Origin of the sequence: uncultured Brevundimonas sp. (genome assembly GCF_947305955.1) — a bacterium.
GTDB lineage: Bacteria > Pseudomonadota > Alphaproteobacteria > Caulobacterales > Caulobacteraceae > Brevundimonas.
In genome coordinates, this window is sequence record NZ_CAMZFB010000013.1 from 1 (window position 1) to 17,084 (window position 17,084).

Genomic DNA, 17,084 nt, shown 5'->3' on the forward strand with positions numbered 1-17,084 from the left:
ACGGTCGATCTGGCCATTGATCTTCACCCCGGCGGGCAGTTCCGGGGCCGTGCCGGTCAGGGCCACCTCGGCGCGGGAGCCGGGGCCGAACACCGGCGCAAAGCGGGCATCGTCCAGCACGCTGAAGGCTGCCTCGATCATCTCGGCGCGCTGTTCATCGTCCAGATCGACTTCCTTGGACAGCATCTTCACTGCCAGGGTCCGGCGCATCGCCGGTGCGATATCGGGCAGGCGCTCCAGCAGGCGGTGGATCAGGTCACCCCTGCGGAAACGGCCCAGCGCGGCCCCGCCAGTCGGGGCGGTCGCCAGCGGCGAGGGGGCGGGAATACGTTTGACCGTCTTGCCGTCCTCCATGCGGGAGGGGGCCGCAAAACGGGCCGACATGTCCGCGGCAGGGCGTGAATGCGCCCAGTCGGGCAGGATCGCGGCCTCGGTCTTGTCTGCCGGCGCGGCCTTGTCGGCGGGCGGGGGCATCTGCCCGTAATAGCGCCGTCCGTCCTCACCCTCCTTGGCCAGGCCGCTGTCGACCGCTGCCGTGAAGGTCTCGTCGAGGATCTGCCACCAGCTGCCCTGCATGGCGGCATCGGTCTTGAGCGCGCGGCCCATGATGATGACGCGATCCTTGGCGCGGGTCAGGGCCACATAGAGCAGGCGCAGGCCCTCCTCGCGCGCGCGGGCCTCGCGCATTTCTCGGAACTCGGCGGAGGCGGGGCAGTCCTCCTTGGCAGAGGTCGGGCAGAACAGCCACTGGACGGTGTTGTCCTTTTCCCTGGCGATCAGCGGCAGGCCCATGCCCTTCACCGGCGATGTGGTGTCGGGAAGAATGACGATGGGGGCTTCCAGACCCTTTGAGCCGTGGACGGTCATCACCCGCACCTCATTGCGGGCCCCTTCCATCTCGCGCTTGACCTCGACGGCGCTCTGTTCGAGCTGGTGGAGGCAGCTTTCCAGATCGCGCCCGCCGCGCTCCTCGGCGGCCAGGATCTGGTTCAGGGTCTCGTCAAGAGCCTCTTCGGTCTCACGTCCCAGACGGTCGAGGATGCGGGCACGACCCGAGCGACCATCCGCGAACAGGTGATTCAGTGCCGTAGTGAAGAAGGTGAAGGGATCGCCGTCGCGCACGGCCAGCAGGGTCTCCAGGAAGCTGGCGGCCTCTTCCCACTGGGGATGCTCGCTGCGGCGCTCGCGCAATACGCGCCACAGCTTGCGGCCCTCGCGCGTTTTCGCATCGGCCAGATGGAACAGGTCGTGGTCCGCGCCGAAATCGGGGATGCGGCAGAAGGGGCTGCGCAGGATTTCTGCCAGCGACAGGTCGTCGTCCGGGAACTGGGCAAACCGGCCGAGCGCCAGCATGTCGTCATAGACGATATGCTCGTTCAGCTTCAGCCGGTCGGCCCCGGCCACGGGCACGCCCTCCATCTTGAGGGCGCGGATGATTTCCTCGAACAAGGCCTTACGACGGCGCACCAGGATCAGATAGTCGCCATAGGTCGCGCCACGGGTCGTGCCGTCACGGTTATATACGGGGGCTGCATTGGCCACCTGTTCGCGGATCTCGCGGGCCAGGGCGCGGGCCAGCTGCTTGTTGGCGCTGGCCTCACTCTCCTGATCGACAGGGGCCGTCCACGGCTTCTTCTCTTCCGTGGGCGGATCACGGAACAGCGGCCAGATCTCGACCAGACCGCGCTGCCCCTGACGGGCGGCCTCGTGGGTGATGGTGTCGCCTTCGTCGCCATTGAGGGCGCGGGCACGCTCAGGATCATTGAATACGCGGTCGACGAAGGACAGCACATCGGGCGTCGAGCGGAAGGAGGTGCCCAGATCGACATTGCGGAAATCGGCCCCGACGGCGTGGGCATGAGCGCTGTAGCGCTGGCTTTCCTGCAGCAGCCGCTCGGGGCGTGCGCCCTGGAAGGAGTAGATGGACTGTTTCTCGTCCCCCACGGCAAAGACCGAGCGGGCGATGGCGCGATCACGCTCCACCCCTTCGCCCGCATAGAAGCTGTCGGTGAGGGCGCGCATGATGTCCCACTGCTCGGGGGCCGTATCCTGCGCCTCGTCGATCAGAATGTGTTCGATGCCGCCATCGAGCTTGAACAGCACCCAGGCGGCATCGGTACGGTGGACCAGCAGGTCCAGCGTCTTGCCGACCAGATCCGTGAAGTCCAGCCCGCCGACAGCGCTCTTGGCCTGTTCGTAGATGAAGGCGTGTACCTTGGCCAGTTCGAGGAGATAGTGGGTGTTCTGGGCGACGCGCGCGGCCCGAAGGCGACCGAGGGCAGCCTCATAGGCGATAGCCAGGTTTTCCAGATAGAGCTTGGCCTCTGCGGCGACTTTGGCCCCGCCGAACTTTTTACGGATCTGGCCCTTGGTGTCATAGAAGATGCTGTACATCGCCGACAGGGCGGTGTCGGGCGGCACGGCCGCGCGCATGCGCTCGGCCATCTTGATGTCATTGGCCCCACCGCCGGTTTCCTGAAGATCGGCCATGCGCCGCCATTCCGCCGGGTCGATCCGGTTCAGGAATTCGGCCTCGACATCCTGCGGCGACAGGTCGGCTTCCAGACCGACGATGTGCCACGGGGCCAGGGTGTGGTCGGTGTGACGGGCCTCCTCACAGGCCTTCAGCTCGTTGCGGCGGGCCTCGATGGCGCCCAGCAGGCTGTTGAAGCTCTTGAAGTCCAGATTGACGGCGAAATGGGCATAGGCGCGACCGACCTCGCTGTCGGCATTGCGCAGGGCGTACTGGGCCAGAACCTTTCGCGCATCACGTGAAAGCGCCTCGGCAGCCTGGTCCTCCAGAACTTCGAAGCCGGGGGTGACGCCAGCCTCGATGGGGAAGCGCCGCAGCAGCTTTTCGCAAAAGGCGTGGATGGTCTGGATCTTCAGCCCGCCGGGGGTCTCCAGCGCGCGGGCGAACAGGCGACGGGCGTCGGACAGGTCCTGTTCGGTCAGGGCGTTCGGGTCGCTGTTGTCCAGTTCGGACAGCGACTGGCGCAGGGCCGCGTCACTGGCTACGGCCCATTCGCCCAGCTTCTGGAACAGGCGTGACTGCATCTCGGCCGCGGCGGCCTTGGTATAGGTCACGCACAGGATCTCGCCCGGGGCCACACGTTGCAGCAGCAGACGGGCCACGCGCGCGACCAGGGTGGTCGTCTTGCCCGAGCCGGCATTGGCCCGCACGAAAATGGACAGGCGCGGATCGGCGGCAGTTGTCTGGTTGCGTCGGGCCTGTTCGACCGGTGACAGGGAAATCGCGCTCATGGCCTATGCCTCCTCACCGTTCTCGCCGCCGACGACGAACCATTCCCACACCCGGGCCAGATGATCGTAGTTTCCGCCGAAATTGCCCATGTACTGGGGCGCTTCCCATGACGGATAGGCCTTGGCCTCCTCGTCATAAAGGGCGACGGCTTCCTTGAGACGGTCCAGTTCGTCCGAGGCCAGGGTGGCGGCTGCGGGCTTGGAGACGTCCTTCTCCTCACCGCCCTTGCCACCGCCAACGCGGACATAGAGCAGCTGGTCGGGCGTGGCAGCAATGTCGAAGCCACCCCCGGCCAGGATGGCGGCGGTCAGCGGAAGCTGCGGCGCAAAGCCTGTCCTGACCTGGGTAGCCGAGGGAGGGGTGCCCGTCTTGAAGTCGATTACCGAGGCTTCGCCGTGGCACCGCTCGATGCGGTCGGCCTTGGCGGTGACGGTGAAGGGGCCGCCTGGGGCATCGAAGGTCAGCCGTCCGCTCTGTTCGACCAGAATGACGATGCCGCGCTGGCGACGGGTGCGCTCGAAATGGCCAAGGAACTGTGCCATGCGGTGACTGAGGGGCACTTCGCGCGCCATGGCCGCTTCGTTGAAGCCCTGTTGACGCAGCTCTTCCTGGATAAGGTCGGCCAGTTGCGCTTCCAGATCCTCGGGAAGCTCGCGCGGCCAGGTCTTGGTCATGCGCTCGATGGCGGCGTGGATGGCCGTGCCTCGCTTCAGGGCCTCGGCGGGCTCGCCCGGTCGGTCCAGCTTCCGCAGGCCCAGAATGCGCTCGGCATACAGGGCATAGGGGTCGCGCACCCAGCGTTCGATACTGGTCACCGGCAGCTCGCGCGGGCGTCGGTCGACGGGCGGTGTGGGGGCCGGTCGACGGGCATACTGTGGTGTGGCCGTCAGGGGCGCATCCATGGCCCGCGTCCATTCGGTGATGTCGCCCAGCGGCTCCAGCTTCACCGGATGGGACTCGTTATTGGCCCCCGAGGTCAGCATTTCGAGACGCCACAGCCAGCGCGAGGCGACAGCGGGCTGGCCGCCACGGCGCTCGCAGTGGACGAGGATGGCCTCGTCCGAGCAGGCGGCCTGGACAAAGTCCTGCGCGCTCTGGCCGATGCGACGCTCGGGTGGGGGCAGGCCCAGCTTGGCGCGCATTGGGCGTGACAGGAAGGGATCGACCGGCGCGCCCTGTGGCCAGATGCCTTCTTCCAGTCCGGCCAGGATCATCAGGTCGGCGCGGACCAGACGGGCCTCGATGGCCCCCAGAATCCGCAAGGACGGGTGGGTGGCTCCGCCGGTACGCACGACGGTTTCGGCCAGCAGGCTGTCGACCAGCTCGGAAAACTGGGTGGCATCGATCCGGCCCAGAGCCGCCCCGCCGCCGATCAGTCCGGTCAGGATGGCGGCGGCCTGTTCCCCGTCCGGTCCGGCCCAGGCCTGCTGGCCCGCCAGAGCCTCCATCAGCCGGGTCAGCCCCTCGGCGGCGAGATTGAGCGCGACCATGCCCTCGTCATCGAAATCGGCCTTCGCCTGTCCGATCAAGGCTTCCAGAGTGTCGATGAAACCGTTCAGCCGTCCATTGCGCTCGACAATGGCGGCGCGGGCCTCGTCCGACAGGCCGGAGCGGTCAAGGGCTCGATCCAGATGCTGTCTCAGGGCCGCAAAGCTGGCATGGGCAGAGGTGCGCAGACCGTAGCGTTCCAGCTCGCGCACATTTTGCGGCGTGGTCGCGTCACCCATGACCGTGAGCGGGTGTTTGAGGATGCCCAGCAGGGTCTGCGGATTGACCGGCTCCACCATCCAGCGGGCGCAAAGCCCCATCAATATGCCGGCGGGCATGCGGTTCAGTGGCTCACCCGCCGAGGCGTCGGCGACAATGCCCCAGCGTTGCAGACGGGCCTGGACGCGGCGGCCCAGCGCCTGATCGGGCGTGACGAGGGCGCAGGTCTTGCCGGGCGTTTCCAGCGTCTGGCGCATCATCAGCGCGATGGCGGCAGCCGCCTCTTCCTCGTGCTTGAGCGTCAGGGTCTTGAGACCGTGGGTACCCTCGGCGATCGGATCATGATCGGTTCCGGCGGCGGCGCGGATGTCGTCAATGGCCTGGCGCCAGTCACCCGTGGCATCGGCGGGACGCAGGGCTTCGTTGAGCAGGCGCTGGCGGGCCTGCCCCTTGCGTTCGGCCTCGGCGGTCAGAGCCGGGCGGAACCATGGGCGCACGGCCTCGCGGGCGATGTCGTGCCGTTCCAGAAGGCGCTTCAGGGCGCGCTGGGGGTGTTGTTCATTGTCGGCGTCGATCTGTTGCCAGACCTTTTCTTCGAGATGGAAGTCCAGACCGGGCAGAACCACACACCCCATCGGCGCACGGGCCACGGCCCCGAGCACATCGGCGGCAGCGGGGACGGTGCCGGTCGAACCGGCGACAATGACCGGATTTTGCGGCGGGCTTTCGCTCCAGTGTTCGGCCAGACGGCGCAACAGCTTGGCACGGCGCCATGCCGGATCGACCAGACCCAGTTCCTCGAGGCGTCTGGGCCATTGCTCGACCCCGATGGACAGGAATTTTGCCGATTTCTGCCAGTGCACGGCCATGTCGCCATCGACCAAACTGCCGATGACGCTCGGGTCCTGCACCTCTTCAAGCTGGCAGGAATCCAGGAACCGACCGAGGGCATCGGCCATGTCCAGTGCTTGCACCGGCGTCAGAGAGGGATCGTAGGATTCAACGATCATCCGCGCCAGCTCGAACCGGCGGGTCAGTGACGGGATGGCAGGCGCCAGGTCCATGCCCAGGGCACCGGGCGTGAACGGCGGCTCGTCATCCTCGAGGTCACCCAGCGGCCTGACCTGGGGCAGCAGGACCGGCTTGTCGCCCGACAGCTTCGACAGGGCGGCGGTAAAGGCCCGCGCGGCGCGGCGGTTGGGCAAGAGGATGGTGGCATCCGACAGCTCTTCGGGCGGGCGACCGCCCAGCCAGCTCAGGACCCCTGCCGCCAGATCTTCCAGAAACGGACGATGGGCCGCGATGGTGTACCAGCGCGGCGTACCGCCGGAAAACGGATCAAATACCCCCTCGCCCATTATCCCTATCCTTTAAGTTTCAGCTCGGCCTCGTCGCGGGCCTGCGGGTCACCGACGTGCATCCAGTCGCCGTCCATGACCGTCCCGTACAGCCGTCCTTCCTGCGCCGAGGCACGCCAAAGTGGGCTGAGCGAGAAGGCACCGTCCGGTCCCTGATCGGCATAGGACGGGCGGGTGATGTGCACGCCCATATAGGCAAACGGCACGGATGGACGATCGCCACGGAAGGTCAGGCGACCATCGTCCGCGACCGAGAAATCTCCATCGCCCTCAAAGCCGATGGAGCCTTCGCGGCGGGCCAGCAGCAGGGCGGCATCCATCATCTCGGGATTCCACAGACGCACCAGATCACCCAGCGCATCGCCACGGTCGATCCACACGCTGTCGATATTGGCGACGAACACCGGATCATCGCCCAGCAGGGGCTTGGCCTTCTTCAGGCCGCCGCCCGTTTCCAGCAGTTCGGCACGTTCGTCCGAGATGATAATGCGGACGTCATCACGCTTGGCCAGATGCTGCTCCAGACGGTCCGCGAACCAGTGGACGTTGACGACCGCGGTCTCCACCCCCGCCGCGACCAGACGGTCCAGCACATGGTCGATCAGGGCGCGACCATGGACCTCGACCAGCGCCTTGGGGCGGTCATTGGTCAGCGGACGCATACGGGTACCCAGCCCTGCGGCCAGCACCATTGCGGTTTTAGGAGCCGTCATTGGCGCACCTCCGCCGGAACATATCTATCGAACCATGCGGCGACCGTGGCCAGTGCCGGCTGTTCGAGGTTGCGGTTCAGATGCGCCCACATGCGCGGCAGGAACTGGGCATAGCGCGGCTTGCCGTCACGCGCGATCAGTCGGGCGAAGATGCCGATGATCCGCGCCTCGTTCAGCGCGGCGAGGCCCGCATAGTCGGCCATGAAGGCCGCACGGTCCACGTCGGGGCGCAGGGCGAAATAGTGGTCCAGCGCCTCGGCCTCCAGCTCCGGCGACACATCGCGGCGGGCGTCCTGAAGCAGGGAATGCAGGTCCCAGCTGGGATGGGCGATCACGGCATCCTGGAAGTCGATCATGCCGACGCGGGCGGCACCTTTGCGGTCCGCCAGCCAGATCAGGTTCTCGGCGTGATAGTCGCGGTGCGCCATGACAGATGCCCCTTCGGCCCCCGACTTCACGACCGGAGCCCATGCCTCGCGCCATGCGGTGATGGCGGCCTCGTCAAAGCTGACGCGGCTGTCGTATTTCGGCAGCCATTCCACGAACAGGTCAGCCCCGCCCTGAAGCGCTACCTCGTCATAAACCAGCATCGGCCACGGACCCGCCGGACCGTTCAGGACCGAAGGCGGGGTGCCTGCATCGTGCAGCTTGGCCAGTGCCTCGATGGCGGCAAGGTAGAGCGGGCGCTCAATCATGCCCTGTTCGATCACGCGGGCGAACAGGTCGTCACCGAAATCCTCCAGCAGGGCCAGACCATTGGCGGCATCGAGCGCCGGAATGGCGGGTGCCGACAGACCCAGAGCGTTCAGATGCGCGGCGACGGCGGCGAAGGCTTCGATGCGGCCGGCCGACAGGCGCGCGACGGCATTCCAGCCCTGTGCATGGCGCTCATCGGCACTCCAAGCCGGATCGCATGGCTGGCTCTCGGCGGCGAGCGGCTGGTCCATCAGCATGAAGCGGCGGCCATCGGGCGCGACAATGCGCTCATAGCGGCGGGTCGAGGCATCACCCGGCAGCGGGTGCCGTTCGGCATCAGCAAGGCCTGCCTTTTCCAGCACGGCCAGCTTCAGGGTTTCGCGCTCAGAGTTGGAGGTCATTGATCTTACCTTCCCAGCGGCCTGCGCCAGAAACGGTCGCAAGGCGGGACTGGCCCTCTTCTTCGAGGGTAATCGTCAAAATGTCGGGGCCGAGGAAACGCGACGGGTCATCGCCCAGACGTTCCGGCCATTCGATGATGGCACAGCCTTCGTCCAGCGCCTCGTCCAGTCCGATCTCCCACGCCTCTTCGGGATCGCTCAGGCGGTAGAGGTCGAAATGCGCCACCGCCGGATCGCTCTCGTAGAACTGCACGAGGGTGAAGGTAGGGCTGGGCACATCCTCGTCCGGACGGGTCAGGGCGCGGATCAGTCCGCGTGCAAGGGTGGACTTGCCCATGCCCAGCGGGCCGTAGAGCAGGATGCTGTCTCCGGCTTCAAGAAGGGGGGCAAGGGTCTGGCCAAGGCGGGTGGTCGCCTCGGCGTCGGCGAGATGCAGTTTCATTCAGGGAACGGGGCGTCCGGACGCGCGGCCAGATGCCGCTCGATATAGGTCTTTAGCTGATCGGTTGCGGCATCGGCGTCAACCGGCAGTTGGTCGGGTGATACGGGTTTGGCGAAGGTCAAGCCGAAGGTCCGGCCTTCCTTGTTCAGCAGTTCGTGGAAAAGAGTGACGTCGCGCAGCTCTTCGGAAAAGCGGTCGAAGGTGTGGAACAGCTTGCTGGTCGGCCCTGTCATCCGTACGGGCACGACGGGCGCATTGTATTTGCGGGCCAGCGACGCCGCCGAGCTTTCCCACGGCGGATCGGTCAGGACGCCGTTCTCCGCCCGTGCAAGCCTCCCTGCGGGGAACATGACGATGCAGCGTTCCTCGGCAAAGGCCTGTTTGGCGGCGTTCAGGGTGTGGCGGGTCTTTTCGCGGGTGCGCTTGGCGTGGACCCACTCCACCGGAATGATGGTTTCATCCAGTCGCGGCGCGACCCGCAGGGCATCGGCATTGGCAAAGAAGATGGCGTCATCGCGCACCTGCCGCACCGCATCGTACATGGCGACGCCGTCAGCGATCCCCGTCGGGTGGTTGCAGACAATGACGCACCGCCCCTTGGCGGGAAGGTTTTCCAGACCCGTCGTCTCGACCTTCAGCTTCAACAGGTCTGACACATATTGAAAAGCGTCGGCACCGCTGAGGTCTCTGACGGCATCGGCCATGGCCACGGCCTTGGGGTAGCCCAGCACGCCATAAAGGGCCGGTCGCACCACTGGCCAGAAGACCGAGCGCGTCAGACGCGGCGCGCGCTCCGCGATCAGGACATCGACGATGTGGAGGGGCGAGGAAGCCATGTCCTGTTCTCGCCTGTCACGGTGCGGCGGGCAAGCGCCTTGGCGTGACCGCGCAAACTGCTATGCAGGTCGCCAGTATTTTTCTGGGAAGGGGGAGCAGGCGTGATGCGTGCACACTGGATGATGGCAACGGCGGCGGTCGCCTTGATGGCGACGGCGGCTCCGGTTTGGGCTCAGGAAGCGGGGGCTTCGGAAACGGCTGCTCCGGCAGCCGCCAGCCAACCGGCCAAGACCGAACATACGCTGGAGGGCGGGCTGGGCCTGCAAACCTTGGCCTCGATGGAGCGTGTATCCGCGCCGGTCCTGTCGCCCGATGGCAAGCGCGTCGTCTATGCGGTGTCCAGTGTGGACTATGACGCCAACAAGTCCTCGTCCTCGCTCTGGATCGCCAATGTCGATGGTACGGGTGAGCCGCGCCGCCTGACAGTTTCCGAAGGCGGGGCATCGAACGCCCAGTGGGCACCGGATGGTCGCGCCATCTATTTTACCTCGTCACGTGGTGGCTCCAATCAGGTCTGGCGCACCGATGCCGAAGGTCATGCCGCCGCACAGGTGACCAGCCTGCCGGTCGGTGTCTCGGGTTTCCGGATCGCGCCGGATGGTCGCTCGCTGGTGCTGGGCGTGTCGGTCTTTGCCGACTGCGAGACGCTGGAATGCACCAAGACGCGCAGCGATGCAGCCGCCAAGGCCACCCAGACCGCCTATGACCAGATGCCCCTGCGCGTGTTCGACCGCTGGCACGATGGCAAGAAGTCCCACCTGTGGGTTCAGCCGCTGAATACATCGGGTCTGGCCGAGGGATCGGCCCGCAGCCTGACCCAAGGGCTGGAGGCCGACTTTGGCGTGGGTGGGATCGAGTTTACCCGCGACGGGGCCATTCTGGTTTCGACCAAGCTTCTGGGTGACCGCAACGCCTTCACCAACAACAACGACCTTTACCGTATTCCGCTGGCAGGCGGCGCTCCGGTCAATCTGACTTCCGGCCATACCGGACCGGACAGCAATCCGGTTCTGTCGCCCGATGGCCGCCGTCTCGCATGGCTGGCCAGCCCGCGTGAGAACGTCGGCGGGGATCAGGCTGTGGTCATGCTGGGTAATGCCGATGGATCGGGCGCGCGCGCCCTGACCCACTGGGATCGCGGCCCCGGTGACCTGACGTGGCGCTCGGATGGACGGGCGCTTTATGCGGTGGCCGCCGATCAGGGCCAGCAGCGCCTGTTCGAGATCGACGCCCGCACCGGCGACGTGCGCGCCCTGACCGATATCGGCACCGTTAGCGCCTATGACGAAGTGGGCGGCACGGTGGTCTATGCGCTGGAAAACTATACCGCCCCGACCCAGCTCTTTGTGCTGAAGGGCAATGAGGCGCGCCAGCTGACGTACCATAATGCCGATGCGATGGCCTCTATCCGTCCGTCGCGACCGGAAGAAATCCGTTTCGCGGGCTGGAACGGTGAACAGGTCCACGGCTGGGTGTTCAAGCCGGTGAACTATGTCGAGGGCCAGAAATATCCGGCCATCTATATGATCCATGGCGGTCCGAAGTCGCCGTGGACCGAAAGCTGGTCCTATCGCTGGAACCCGCAGGTCTATACCGGCGCGGGCTATGCGGTGGTGATGATCAATTTCCATGGCTCGCCCGGCTATGGGCAGGCCTTCACCGACGCGATCAACTCCAACTGGGGCACCCGCCCGCTGGAAGACCTGCGCAAGGGCTGGGAAGCGGCCCTCGAGCGTTACAGCTTCATCGACGGCAGCCGCGCCTGTGCGCTGGGGGCCTCTTACGGCGGCTATATGGTCAATATGATCGCGGGCCAGTGGAACGAGCCGTGGCAGTGCCTCGTCAACCACGCGGGCGTGTTCGATGTGCCGCAGCTGATGAATGCGATGGACATCGCCACCTTCATCCACGAGTTCGAGGGCAGCACATGGGACCGCAAGGCGGTCTATGACGCCCAGAACCCTGAAACCTATGTCGCCAACTGGAACAAGCCGATGCTGGTCCTGCACGGTTCGCGCGACTTCCGTGTGCCGATGGAACAGGGGCTGGCCACCTTCTCGGCCCTGCAACGTCAGGGTATTCCCAGCCGCTTTGTCCATGTGCCGAACGCCAACCACTGGGTGCTTGAGCCGAAGGCGTGGGTGAACTGGCAGCAGGAAATCCTCGACTGGACGGCCAAATACACCCAGCCCTCACGTTAATCTGAGGGTTTGCGGGCGGCGTATCGGGTGTTAGGCCTTTCAGCCTGACTGTCCCAAAAAGAGGGAGCGCCCATGCGCCGCCTGTCCCATCTTCTCTGCGGCCTCAGCGCCGTGGCCCTGCTGACCGCAGCCGCTCCGGCTCTGGCCGATACCGCGACCGCCCCGGCGGTGGCCGCGACGGCTGAAGCCGGTAACGCCTTTACCTATAACGACATGATCCCGGCCAACCGTCTGGGTGACCCGCAGGTGTCGCCGGATGGTGAGTGGGTCGTCTATTCGGTTACCCAGACTGATGTGGCCGCCAACCGCCGCAGCTCCAAACTCTACATCCAGTCGCTGAAGGGCGAGGGCCAAGCCACCGTCCTGCCGATCAGCGAGGGCGGTGCCAACACCGCACGCTGGGGCAAGGACGGACAGCTCTACTTCCTGTCGTCGCGCTCGGGCTCGTCGCAGGTGTGGATCTCGACCGACAGGGGCCAGACCGCGACGCAGGTCACCAACCTGCCGACCGATGTGAACGCTTATCGCGTGAACGATGCCGGTGATGCCGTGGCCGTGTCGCTGGCCGTCTATCCGGACGCCGAGAACCTCGCCGCCTCGGTCGCCCGCGCTGCTGCCGAGGCCGAGCGCAAATCGACCGGCAAGGTCTATGACCGCATGTTCGTGCGCCACTGGGATACTTGGAATGACCACACCCAGAACCACCTGTTCGTCATTGGTCTGGGCGACAATGCCCACGAGCCTGTCTGGGTGACCAAAGGCTTTGACGGCGACACCCCGTCCAAGCCGTTCGGTGACGAGAGCGAGTTCACCTTTGCCCCCGATGGCCGCAGCCTGGTTTTCTCGGCCCGCCATGCCGGAAACTCCGAGCCGTGGAGCACCAATTTCGACCTCTATCAGGTCGCCGTCGACGCGCCGGGCCAACTGACCAACCTGACCGAGAGCAATCCGGCATGGGATACCGGTCCTGTCTTCTCGCCGGATGGCCAGACTCTGGCCTATCGCGCGATGGAGCGTCCGGGCTTCGAGGCGGACAAATATTCGATCTTCCTGCGTGATGTGGCCACCGGCCAGACCCGCCAGATCGCCGCCAACTGGGACCGTTCGGCTGACAGCCTGCAATGGTCCAAGGACGGCAACAGCCTGTTCGTGACGGCAGGTGACGTTGGTAACACCAAGCTGTTCCAGATCGATACCCGCAACGGTTCGGTCGTTGCCCTGACCGGCGAAGGCCACGTCGGCGCGGTCCAGCAGACCAATGACGGTTTCGTACTGTCGATCGATACGCTGAACCGCCCCAGTGAGCTGTTCGTGAAGTCCTTCCGTGGCCGCGAAATGCCGCGCCGCATCACCAATGTGAACCCGCAACTGGACAACAAGCAGTTCGGTGCCTTCGAGCAGTTCAGCTTCCCCGGCTGGAACAACGAAACCGTCCACGGCTATGTCATCAAGCCGGCCAACTATGTCGAAGGCCAGAAATATCCGGTCGCCTTCCTGATCCACGGCGGGCCGCAAGGCTCGTTCGGTAACGGCTGGTCCTATCGCTGGAACCCGCAGACCTATGCCGGTGCAGGCTATGCCGTGGTCATGATCGATTTCCACGGTTCGACCGGCTACGGTCAGGCCTTCACCGACGCCATCAGCCAGCACTGGGGCGACCGTCCGCTGGAAGACCTGCAAAAGGGCTGGGCCTTCGCGCAGCAGAAGTACGGCTTCCTCGATGGCGATAACGCCTGTGCGCTGGGGGCTTCCTACGGCGGCTATATGATCAACTGGATCGCTGGCAACTGGTCCGACGCGTTCAAATGCCTCGTGAACCATGATGGCGTGTTCGACATCATGGGCATGGGCTATGGCACCGAGGAGCTGTGGTTCACCGAGTGGGAATACGGCGGCACGCCGTGGGAAAACCCGGAAGGCTATCAGCGCTTCAATCCGGTCAACCATGTCCAGAACTGGAAGACCCCGATGCTGGTCATTCAGGGCGACAAGGATTTCCGTATCCCGACCTCGCAGGCCCTGTCGACCTTCACGGCCCTGCAGCGTCGCGGCATCGAAAGCCGCTTTGTGATGTTCCCGGACGAGAACCATTGGGTCCTCAAACCGGCCAACTCCATGCAATGGCACAATGAAGTGTTCGGCTGGCTGGACCAGCACCTGAACAAGTAAGACCTTCCGGTCTTTCCGAAACGGGGCGCGTTCCTTAGGGGCGCGCCCTTTTTCTTGGGCGGCGCTTGCATCCCCGCGCAACGTCGTTCCTAAAGGGCGAATGGCGAGGGATGGAATGACGCGGCGCGCACTATGCGCCACGGCGGGGATGGTGACGGCGGGGCTGGCATTACCGGCGTGGGGCAGGTCGTTTGGGGCCGATGGGCGGATGGCCTACGGACCTGATCCGCGCCAGACGCTGCGCCTTTATCCCGCGCGGGGGCAGGGGCCGCATCCGCTGGTCATCATGGTTGGCGATGCCACTGAGAGGCCGTCCGGCGCGATGGAGCGCACGGCCCGTCGTCTGGTGTCTCGGGGCATGACGGTGGCTCTCATAGACCGCAGACCGTCGCGCCATGGGCTTCAGGCCCACACATCCGATGTCGTGCGTGCCCTGTCGCAGCTGCTCGCTCGGGCTGATGGTCTGTCGCTGGATGGCCGCTTTGCCCTGTGGGGCGAGGCGGCTGGCGCATCGGTCGTTCTGCTGGTCGCGCGGGACAGGCGCTATCTGACAGCGGCCAAGATCGATCCCTATCGGCTGTGGGGCACGGTGGCGCTGGGAGCGCCGCCGGAAACGGACCCGACCTTTACCCGCGCCTCCGCCTATGGCCTTGGCCCGACGCGGTCCCTTTATCAAGGGCAGGCGGGTCAGGCGGCGCTGGGCACCGCCTTCCTTGATGGCCTGTTCTAGGCCTTCATGCGCTCGAACAGGGCGCGGATAACCTCGACATAGATGGCCGTAAGGTCGCGCAGTTCCTGTTCGGGTACGCGCTCGTCGATCTGGTGCATGGTCTGGCCGACGAGGCCCAGTTCCAGCACCGGACACATGTAGCGAATAAAGCGGGCATCCGACGTGCCGCCGCTGGTCGAGGCGACGGGGCGACGGCCAACGGCCTTCTCCACCGCATCCTGAACCCCGCCGATGAAGGCATCGTTCTGGGTCAGGAAGGCCTCGCCCGAGATCATGTGCTCGACATCGATCTTCAGGCCCGTTTCGGCTTGCAGCTGGCCCGCTTCTTTGGTCATCCACTCGGCCAGTTCCGCACCCTGATGGGTGGGGTTGAAGCGGATGTTGGTACGGGCGCGGGCCACGGCGGGGATGATGTTGGTCGCCGTATTGCCGATGTCGATGGTGGTGATTTCGAGGTTCGACGGCGGGAACTCGGGATAGCCTTCGTCCAGCACACGCGCGTTCAGGCGCGTCAACAGTTCGGCGATGACGGGGGCCGGATTGGCGGCGCGTTCGGGATAGGCGACGTGGCCCTGTTTGCCGTGGACGGTGAACCAGCTGTTGATCGAGCCGCGACGCCCGACCTTGATCATGTCGCCCAGCTGCGCCGACGATGACGGCTCGCCGACGATACAGGCGTCGATCACCTCGCCCTCGCCCATCAGGGTCTCGACCACACGCTTGGTGCCGTGAAGGGCGGGGCCTTCTTCATCACCGGTGATCAGAAGGGACAGCGAGCCTTCGACCTCACCTTCGGACAGGATCTGCGACAGGGCCGCGACCCACGCGCCGATCCCGCCCTTCATGTCTACGGCACCGCGGCCATAAAGGATGCCGTCGCGGGTCTCGCCCTCGAACGGGCCGGTGGTCCATTGCTCGGTCGCACCGGTGGGCACCACATCGGTATGGCCCGCGAAACAGATGTTGGGAGAGGCCGTGCCGCGACGGGCATAAAGGTTGACGATGGGCGCATCCACGCCTTCACCGCTGGGGCCCGAAAACTCCATACGGCGGCAGGTGAAGCCCAGCTCGACCAGAGCTTTCTCCAGCACTTCCATCGCGCCTTCGTTGGCAGGCGTCACCGACGGGCGGCGGATCAGGGCGCGCGTCAGTTCGACAGGATCGAGAACGGAATTTGATGTGCTGTTCATACTTCGATGCTTTAGGCAGGTAAGCCTGTAACGAGAAGGGCGATCTTGCGCCTGTCCTCTCCATTTGCCGAGATTTTTGATCAGTGACGACCGAAAACCCCCGCACTGCGGATGAGACGCCCTTGGAGGGACCTTCCAGCCCGTGGAAGATTCCGGATTTCCGCCTTTTGTGGATTGGACGCGTGGTGGCGGTTCTCGCCATCCAGATCCAGTCCTCGGCCCTGTTATGGCAGGTTTATGAGATCGCGCGCCGCGATCACCCGATCGAACAGGCCAGTCTTTATCTGGGGCTGGTGGGCCTGTGCCAGTTCCTGCCGCTTCTGGCCTTCACACTGCCTGCGGGGGCCATGGCTGACCGGCGCGACCGCAAGAATACGGTAACCCTGTCGATCGTAGTCGAGGCTGTGTGCGCGGCGATCTTTCTGGCCATGGCGTGGCACGGCTCGCCGCCCCTTTGGGGGCTGCTGGCTGTGGCGGCGGTGTTCGGGGCGGCGCGGGCCTTTCTGGCTCCGGCTTCGCAAGCCTTCCTGCCGATGGTGGTGGGACGCAAGGCTCTGCCTGCCGCCATCGCGGCCCAGTCTATCGCCTTCCAGACCGGAGCCATCGCGGGCCCTGCTTTGGGTGGGGTGATCGTCGGCATTACCGTACCGCTGGCCTATGCCTCGGCGGCGGCGCTATTCCTGATCGCTATCGGCTGTTTCCTGATGATCAAGACCTCGGGCAAGCCCCAGGTCGTATCGACCCATTCGCCGGTCGAACTGGTCAAGGAAGGTTTGGCCTATGTGTGGAAGACCAAGATCGTACTGGGCGCGATTTCGCTGGATCTGATCGTGGTGCTGTTTGCAGGCGTGGCCCTGCTGACGCCGATCTTTGCGCGTGACATCCTGCATGTGGGGCCGATGGGCTTTGGCTTCCTTCGGGCGGCCTTCGGTGTCGGGGCGCTGTTCATGGCTCTGTGGCTCAGCCGCTTTCCGATCCAGAAGAATGGCGGGCTGTGGATGTTTGCAGCGGTGGCGGTGTTCGGCATCTGCACCATCGTTTTCGGCCTGTCCAAGATCGTCTGGCTGTCGGCACTGGTGCTGTTCATCGGCGGAGCGGCGGACATGATCAGCGTCAATGTGCGCCAGACCCTGATCCAGTTGGCCACGCCCGATCACATGCGCGGGCGGGTGTCGTCGGTGTCCATGCTGTTCATCGGCGCATCGAACGAACTGGGCGAAGCCTATTCGGGTGTGATGGTTCGTATGCTCGGACCGATTGGAGCGGCTGTTTTCGGCGGTTTCGGCGCTCTGGCCGCCACCGGCATCTGGGCCAAGGTCTTCCCGTCTCTTCGGAAAGCTGATCGGCTTTCCTGAACGAAAAAGCCCCGCTCACG

The 17,084-nt window shown here is 65.2% G+C and carries 11 protein-coding genes; 4 read left to right on the forward strand and 7 right to left on the reverse strand.

Annotation, left to right across the window (positions count from 1 at the left end; genetic code table 11):
- The 6 genes from addA to Q0Y42_RS05215 all read right to left on the reverse strand — a co-directional run.
- Window positions 1–3,264: double-strand break repair helicase AddA (addA, locus tag Q0Y42_RS05190; RefSeq protein ID WP_297800915.1), on the reverse strand; the 3,264-nt coding region annotated here is incomplete at its 3' end.
- A gap of 3 nt (window positions 3,265–3,267) precedes the next feature.
- Window positions 3,268–6,330: a double-strand break repair protein AddB gene (gene addB, locus Q0Y42_RS05195; RefSeq protein ID WP_297800917.1), complete on the reverse strand. Its 3,063-nt coding sequence runs from the start codon at window positions 6,328–6,330 to the stop codon at window positions 3,268–3,270.
- A gap of 5 nt (window positions 6,331–6,335) precedes the next feature.
- The gene (murU, locus tag Q0Y42_RS05200) at window positions 6,336–7,043 is read right to left on the reverse strand and encodes an N-acetylmuramate alpha-1-phosphate uridylyltransferase MurU (protein ID WP_297800919.1); all 708 of its coding nucleotides are present in this window, start codon (window positions 7,041–7,043) and stop codon (window positions 6,336–6,338) included.
- Entirely contained in the window at window positions 7,040–8,140 is a 1,101-nt protein-coding gene (gene amgK, locus Q0Y42_RS05205; protein ID WP_297800921.1) for an N-acetylmuramate/N-acetylglucosamine kinase AmgK, read from the reverse strand. Before amgK ends, murU begins: the two co-directional genes overlap by 4 nt.
- A complete protein-coding gene (gene tsaE / locus Q0Y42_RS05210) occupies window positions 8,124–8,582 on the reverse strand; it encodes a tRNA (adenosine(37)-N6)-threonylcarbamoyltransferase complex ATPase subunit type 1 TsaE (protein ID WP_297800923.1) in 459 nt (152 codons plus the stop codon). The genes amgK and tsaE overlap by 17 nt, the downstream gene beginning before the upstream one ends.
- The gene (locus tag Q0Y42_RS05215; RefSeq protein WP_297800925.1) at window positions 8,579–9,418 is read right to left on the reverse strand and encodes a 1-acyl-sn-glycerol-3-phosphate acyltransferase; all 840 of its coding nucleotides are present in this window, start codon (window positions 9,416–9,418) and stop codon (window positions 8,579–8,581) included. The genes tsaE and Q0Y42_RS05215 overlap by 4 nt, the downstream gene beginning before the upstream one ends.
- A 105-nt stretch (window positions 9,419–9,523) precedes the next feature.
- On the opposite strand from Q0Y42_RS05215, the gene Q0Y42_RS05220 reads away from it, so the two are divergent.
- The 3 genes from Q0Y42_RS05220 to Q0Y42_RS05230 all read left to right on the forward strand — a co-directional run bounded on the left by Q0Y42_RS05220 (window position 9,524) and on the right by Q0Y42_RS05230 (window position 14,519).
- Window positions 9,524–11,620: a S9 family peptidase gene (locus Q0Y42_RS05220; protein WP_297800994.1), complete on the forward strand. Its 2,097-nt coding sequence runs from the start codon at window positions 9,524–9,526 to the stop codon at window positions 11,618–11,620.
- Between the two features lie 72 nt (window positions 11,621–11,692).
- Entirely contained in the window at window positions 11,693–13,789 is a 2,097-nt protein-coding gene (locus Q0Y42_RS05225; RefSeq protein WP_297800927.1) for a S9 family peptidase, read from the forward strand.
- A gap of 208 nt (window positions 13,790–13,997) precedes the next feature.
- A complete protein-coding gene (locus Q0Y42_RS05230) occupies window positions 13,998–14,519 on the forward strand; it encodes a hypothetical protein (RefSeq protein WP_297800929.1) in 522 nt (173 codons plus the stop codon).
- Here Q0Y42_RS05230 and dapE read toward each other — a convergent pair.
- Entirely contained in the window at window positions 14,516–15,709 is a 1,194-nt protein-coding gene (gene dapE, locus Q0Y42_RS05235) for a succinyl-diaminopimelate desuccinylase (RefSeq protein ID WP_297800931.1), read from the reverse strand. The two genes, Q0Y42_RS05230 and dapE, sit on opposite strands and share 4 nt — an antisense overlap.
- 122 nt (window positions 15,710–15,831) lie before the next feature.
- On the opposite strand from dapE, the gene Q0Y42_RS05240 reads away from it, so the two are divergent.
- Window positions 15,832–17,064 (forward strand): MFS transporter, encoded by a 1,233-nt coding sequence (locus Q0Y42_RS05240; RefSeq protein ID WP_297800933.1) that lies wholly within the window; start codon window positions 15,832–15,834, stop codon window positions 17,062–17,064.
- Window positions 17,065–17,084 lie beyond the last annotated feature (20 nt).

Coding starts and splice junctions, on each gene's coding strand:
- amgK (WP_297800921.1), bottom strand. CDS start 8,140: ATGACCTCCAACTCTGAGCGCGAAACCCTGAAGCTGGCCGTGCTGGAA.
- addB (WP_297800917.1), bottom strand. CDS start 6,330: ATGGGCGAGGGGGTATTTGATCCGTTTTCCGGCGGTACGCCGCGCTGG.
- Q0Y42_RS05230 (WP_297800929.1), top strand. CDS start 13,998: ATGGCCTACGGACCTGATCCGCGCCAGACGCTGCGCCTTTATCCCGCG.
- Q0Y42_RS05215 (WP_297800925.1), bottom strand. CDS start 9,418: ATGGCTTCCTCGCCCCTCCACATCGTCGATGTCCTGATCGCGGAGCGC.
- dapE (WP_297800931.1), bottom strand. CDS start 15,709: ATGAACAGCACATCAAATTCCGTTCTCGATCCTGTCGAACTGACGCGC.
- tsaE (WP_297800923.1), bottom strand. CDS start 8,582: ATGAAACTGCATCTCGCCGACGCCGAGGCGACCACCCGCCTTGGCCAG.
- Q0Y42_RS05220 (WP_297800994.1), top strand. CDS start 9,524: ATGCGTGCACACTGGATGATGGCAACGGCGGCGGTCGCCTTGATGGCG.
- Q0Y42_RS05225 (WP_297800927.1), top strand. CDS start 11,693: ATGCGCCGCCTGTCCCATCTTCTCTGCGGCCTCAGCGCCGTGGCCCTG.
- murU (WP_297800919.1), bottom strand. CDS start 7,043: ATGACGGCTCCTAAAACCGCAATGGTGCTGGCCGCAGGGCTGGGTACC.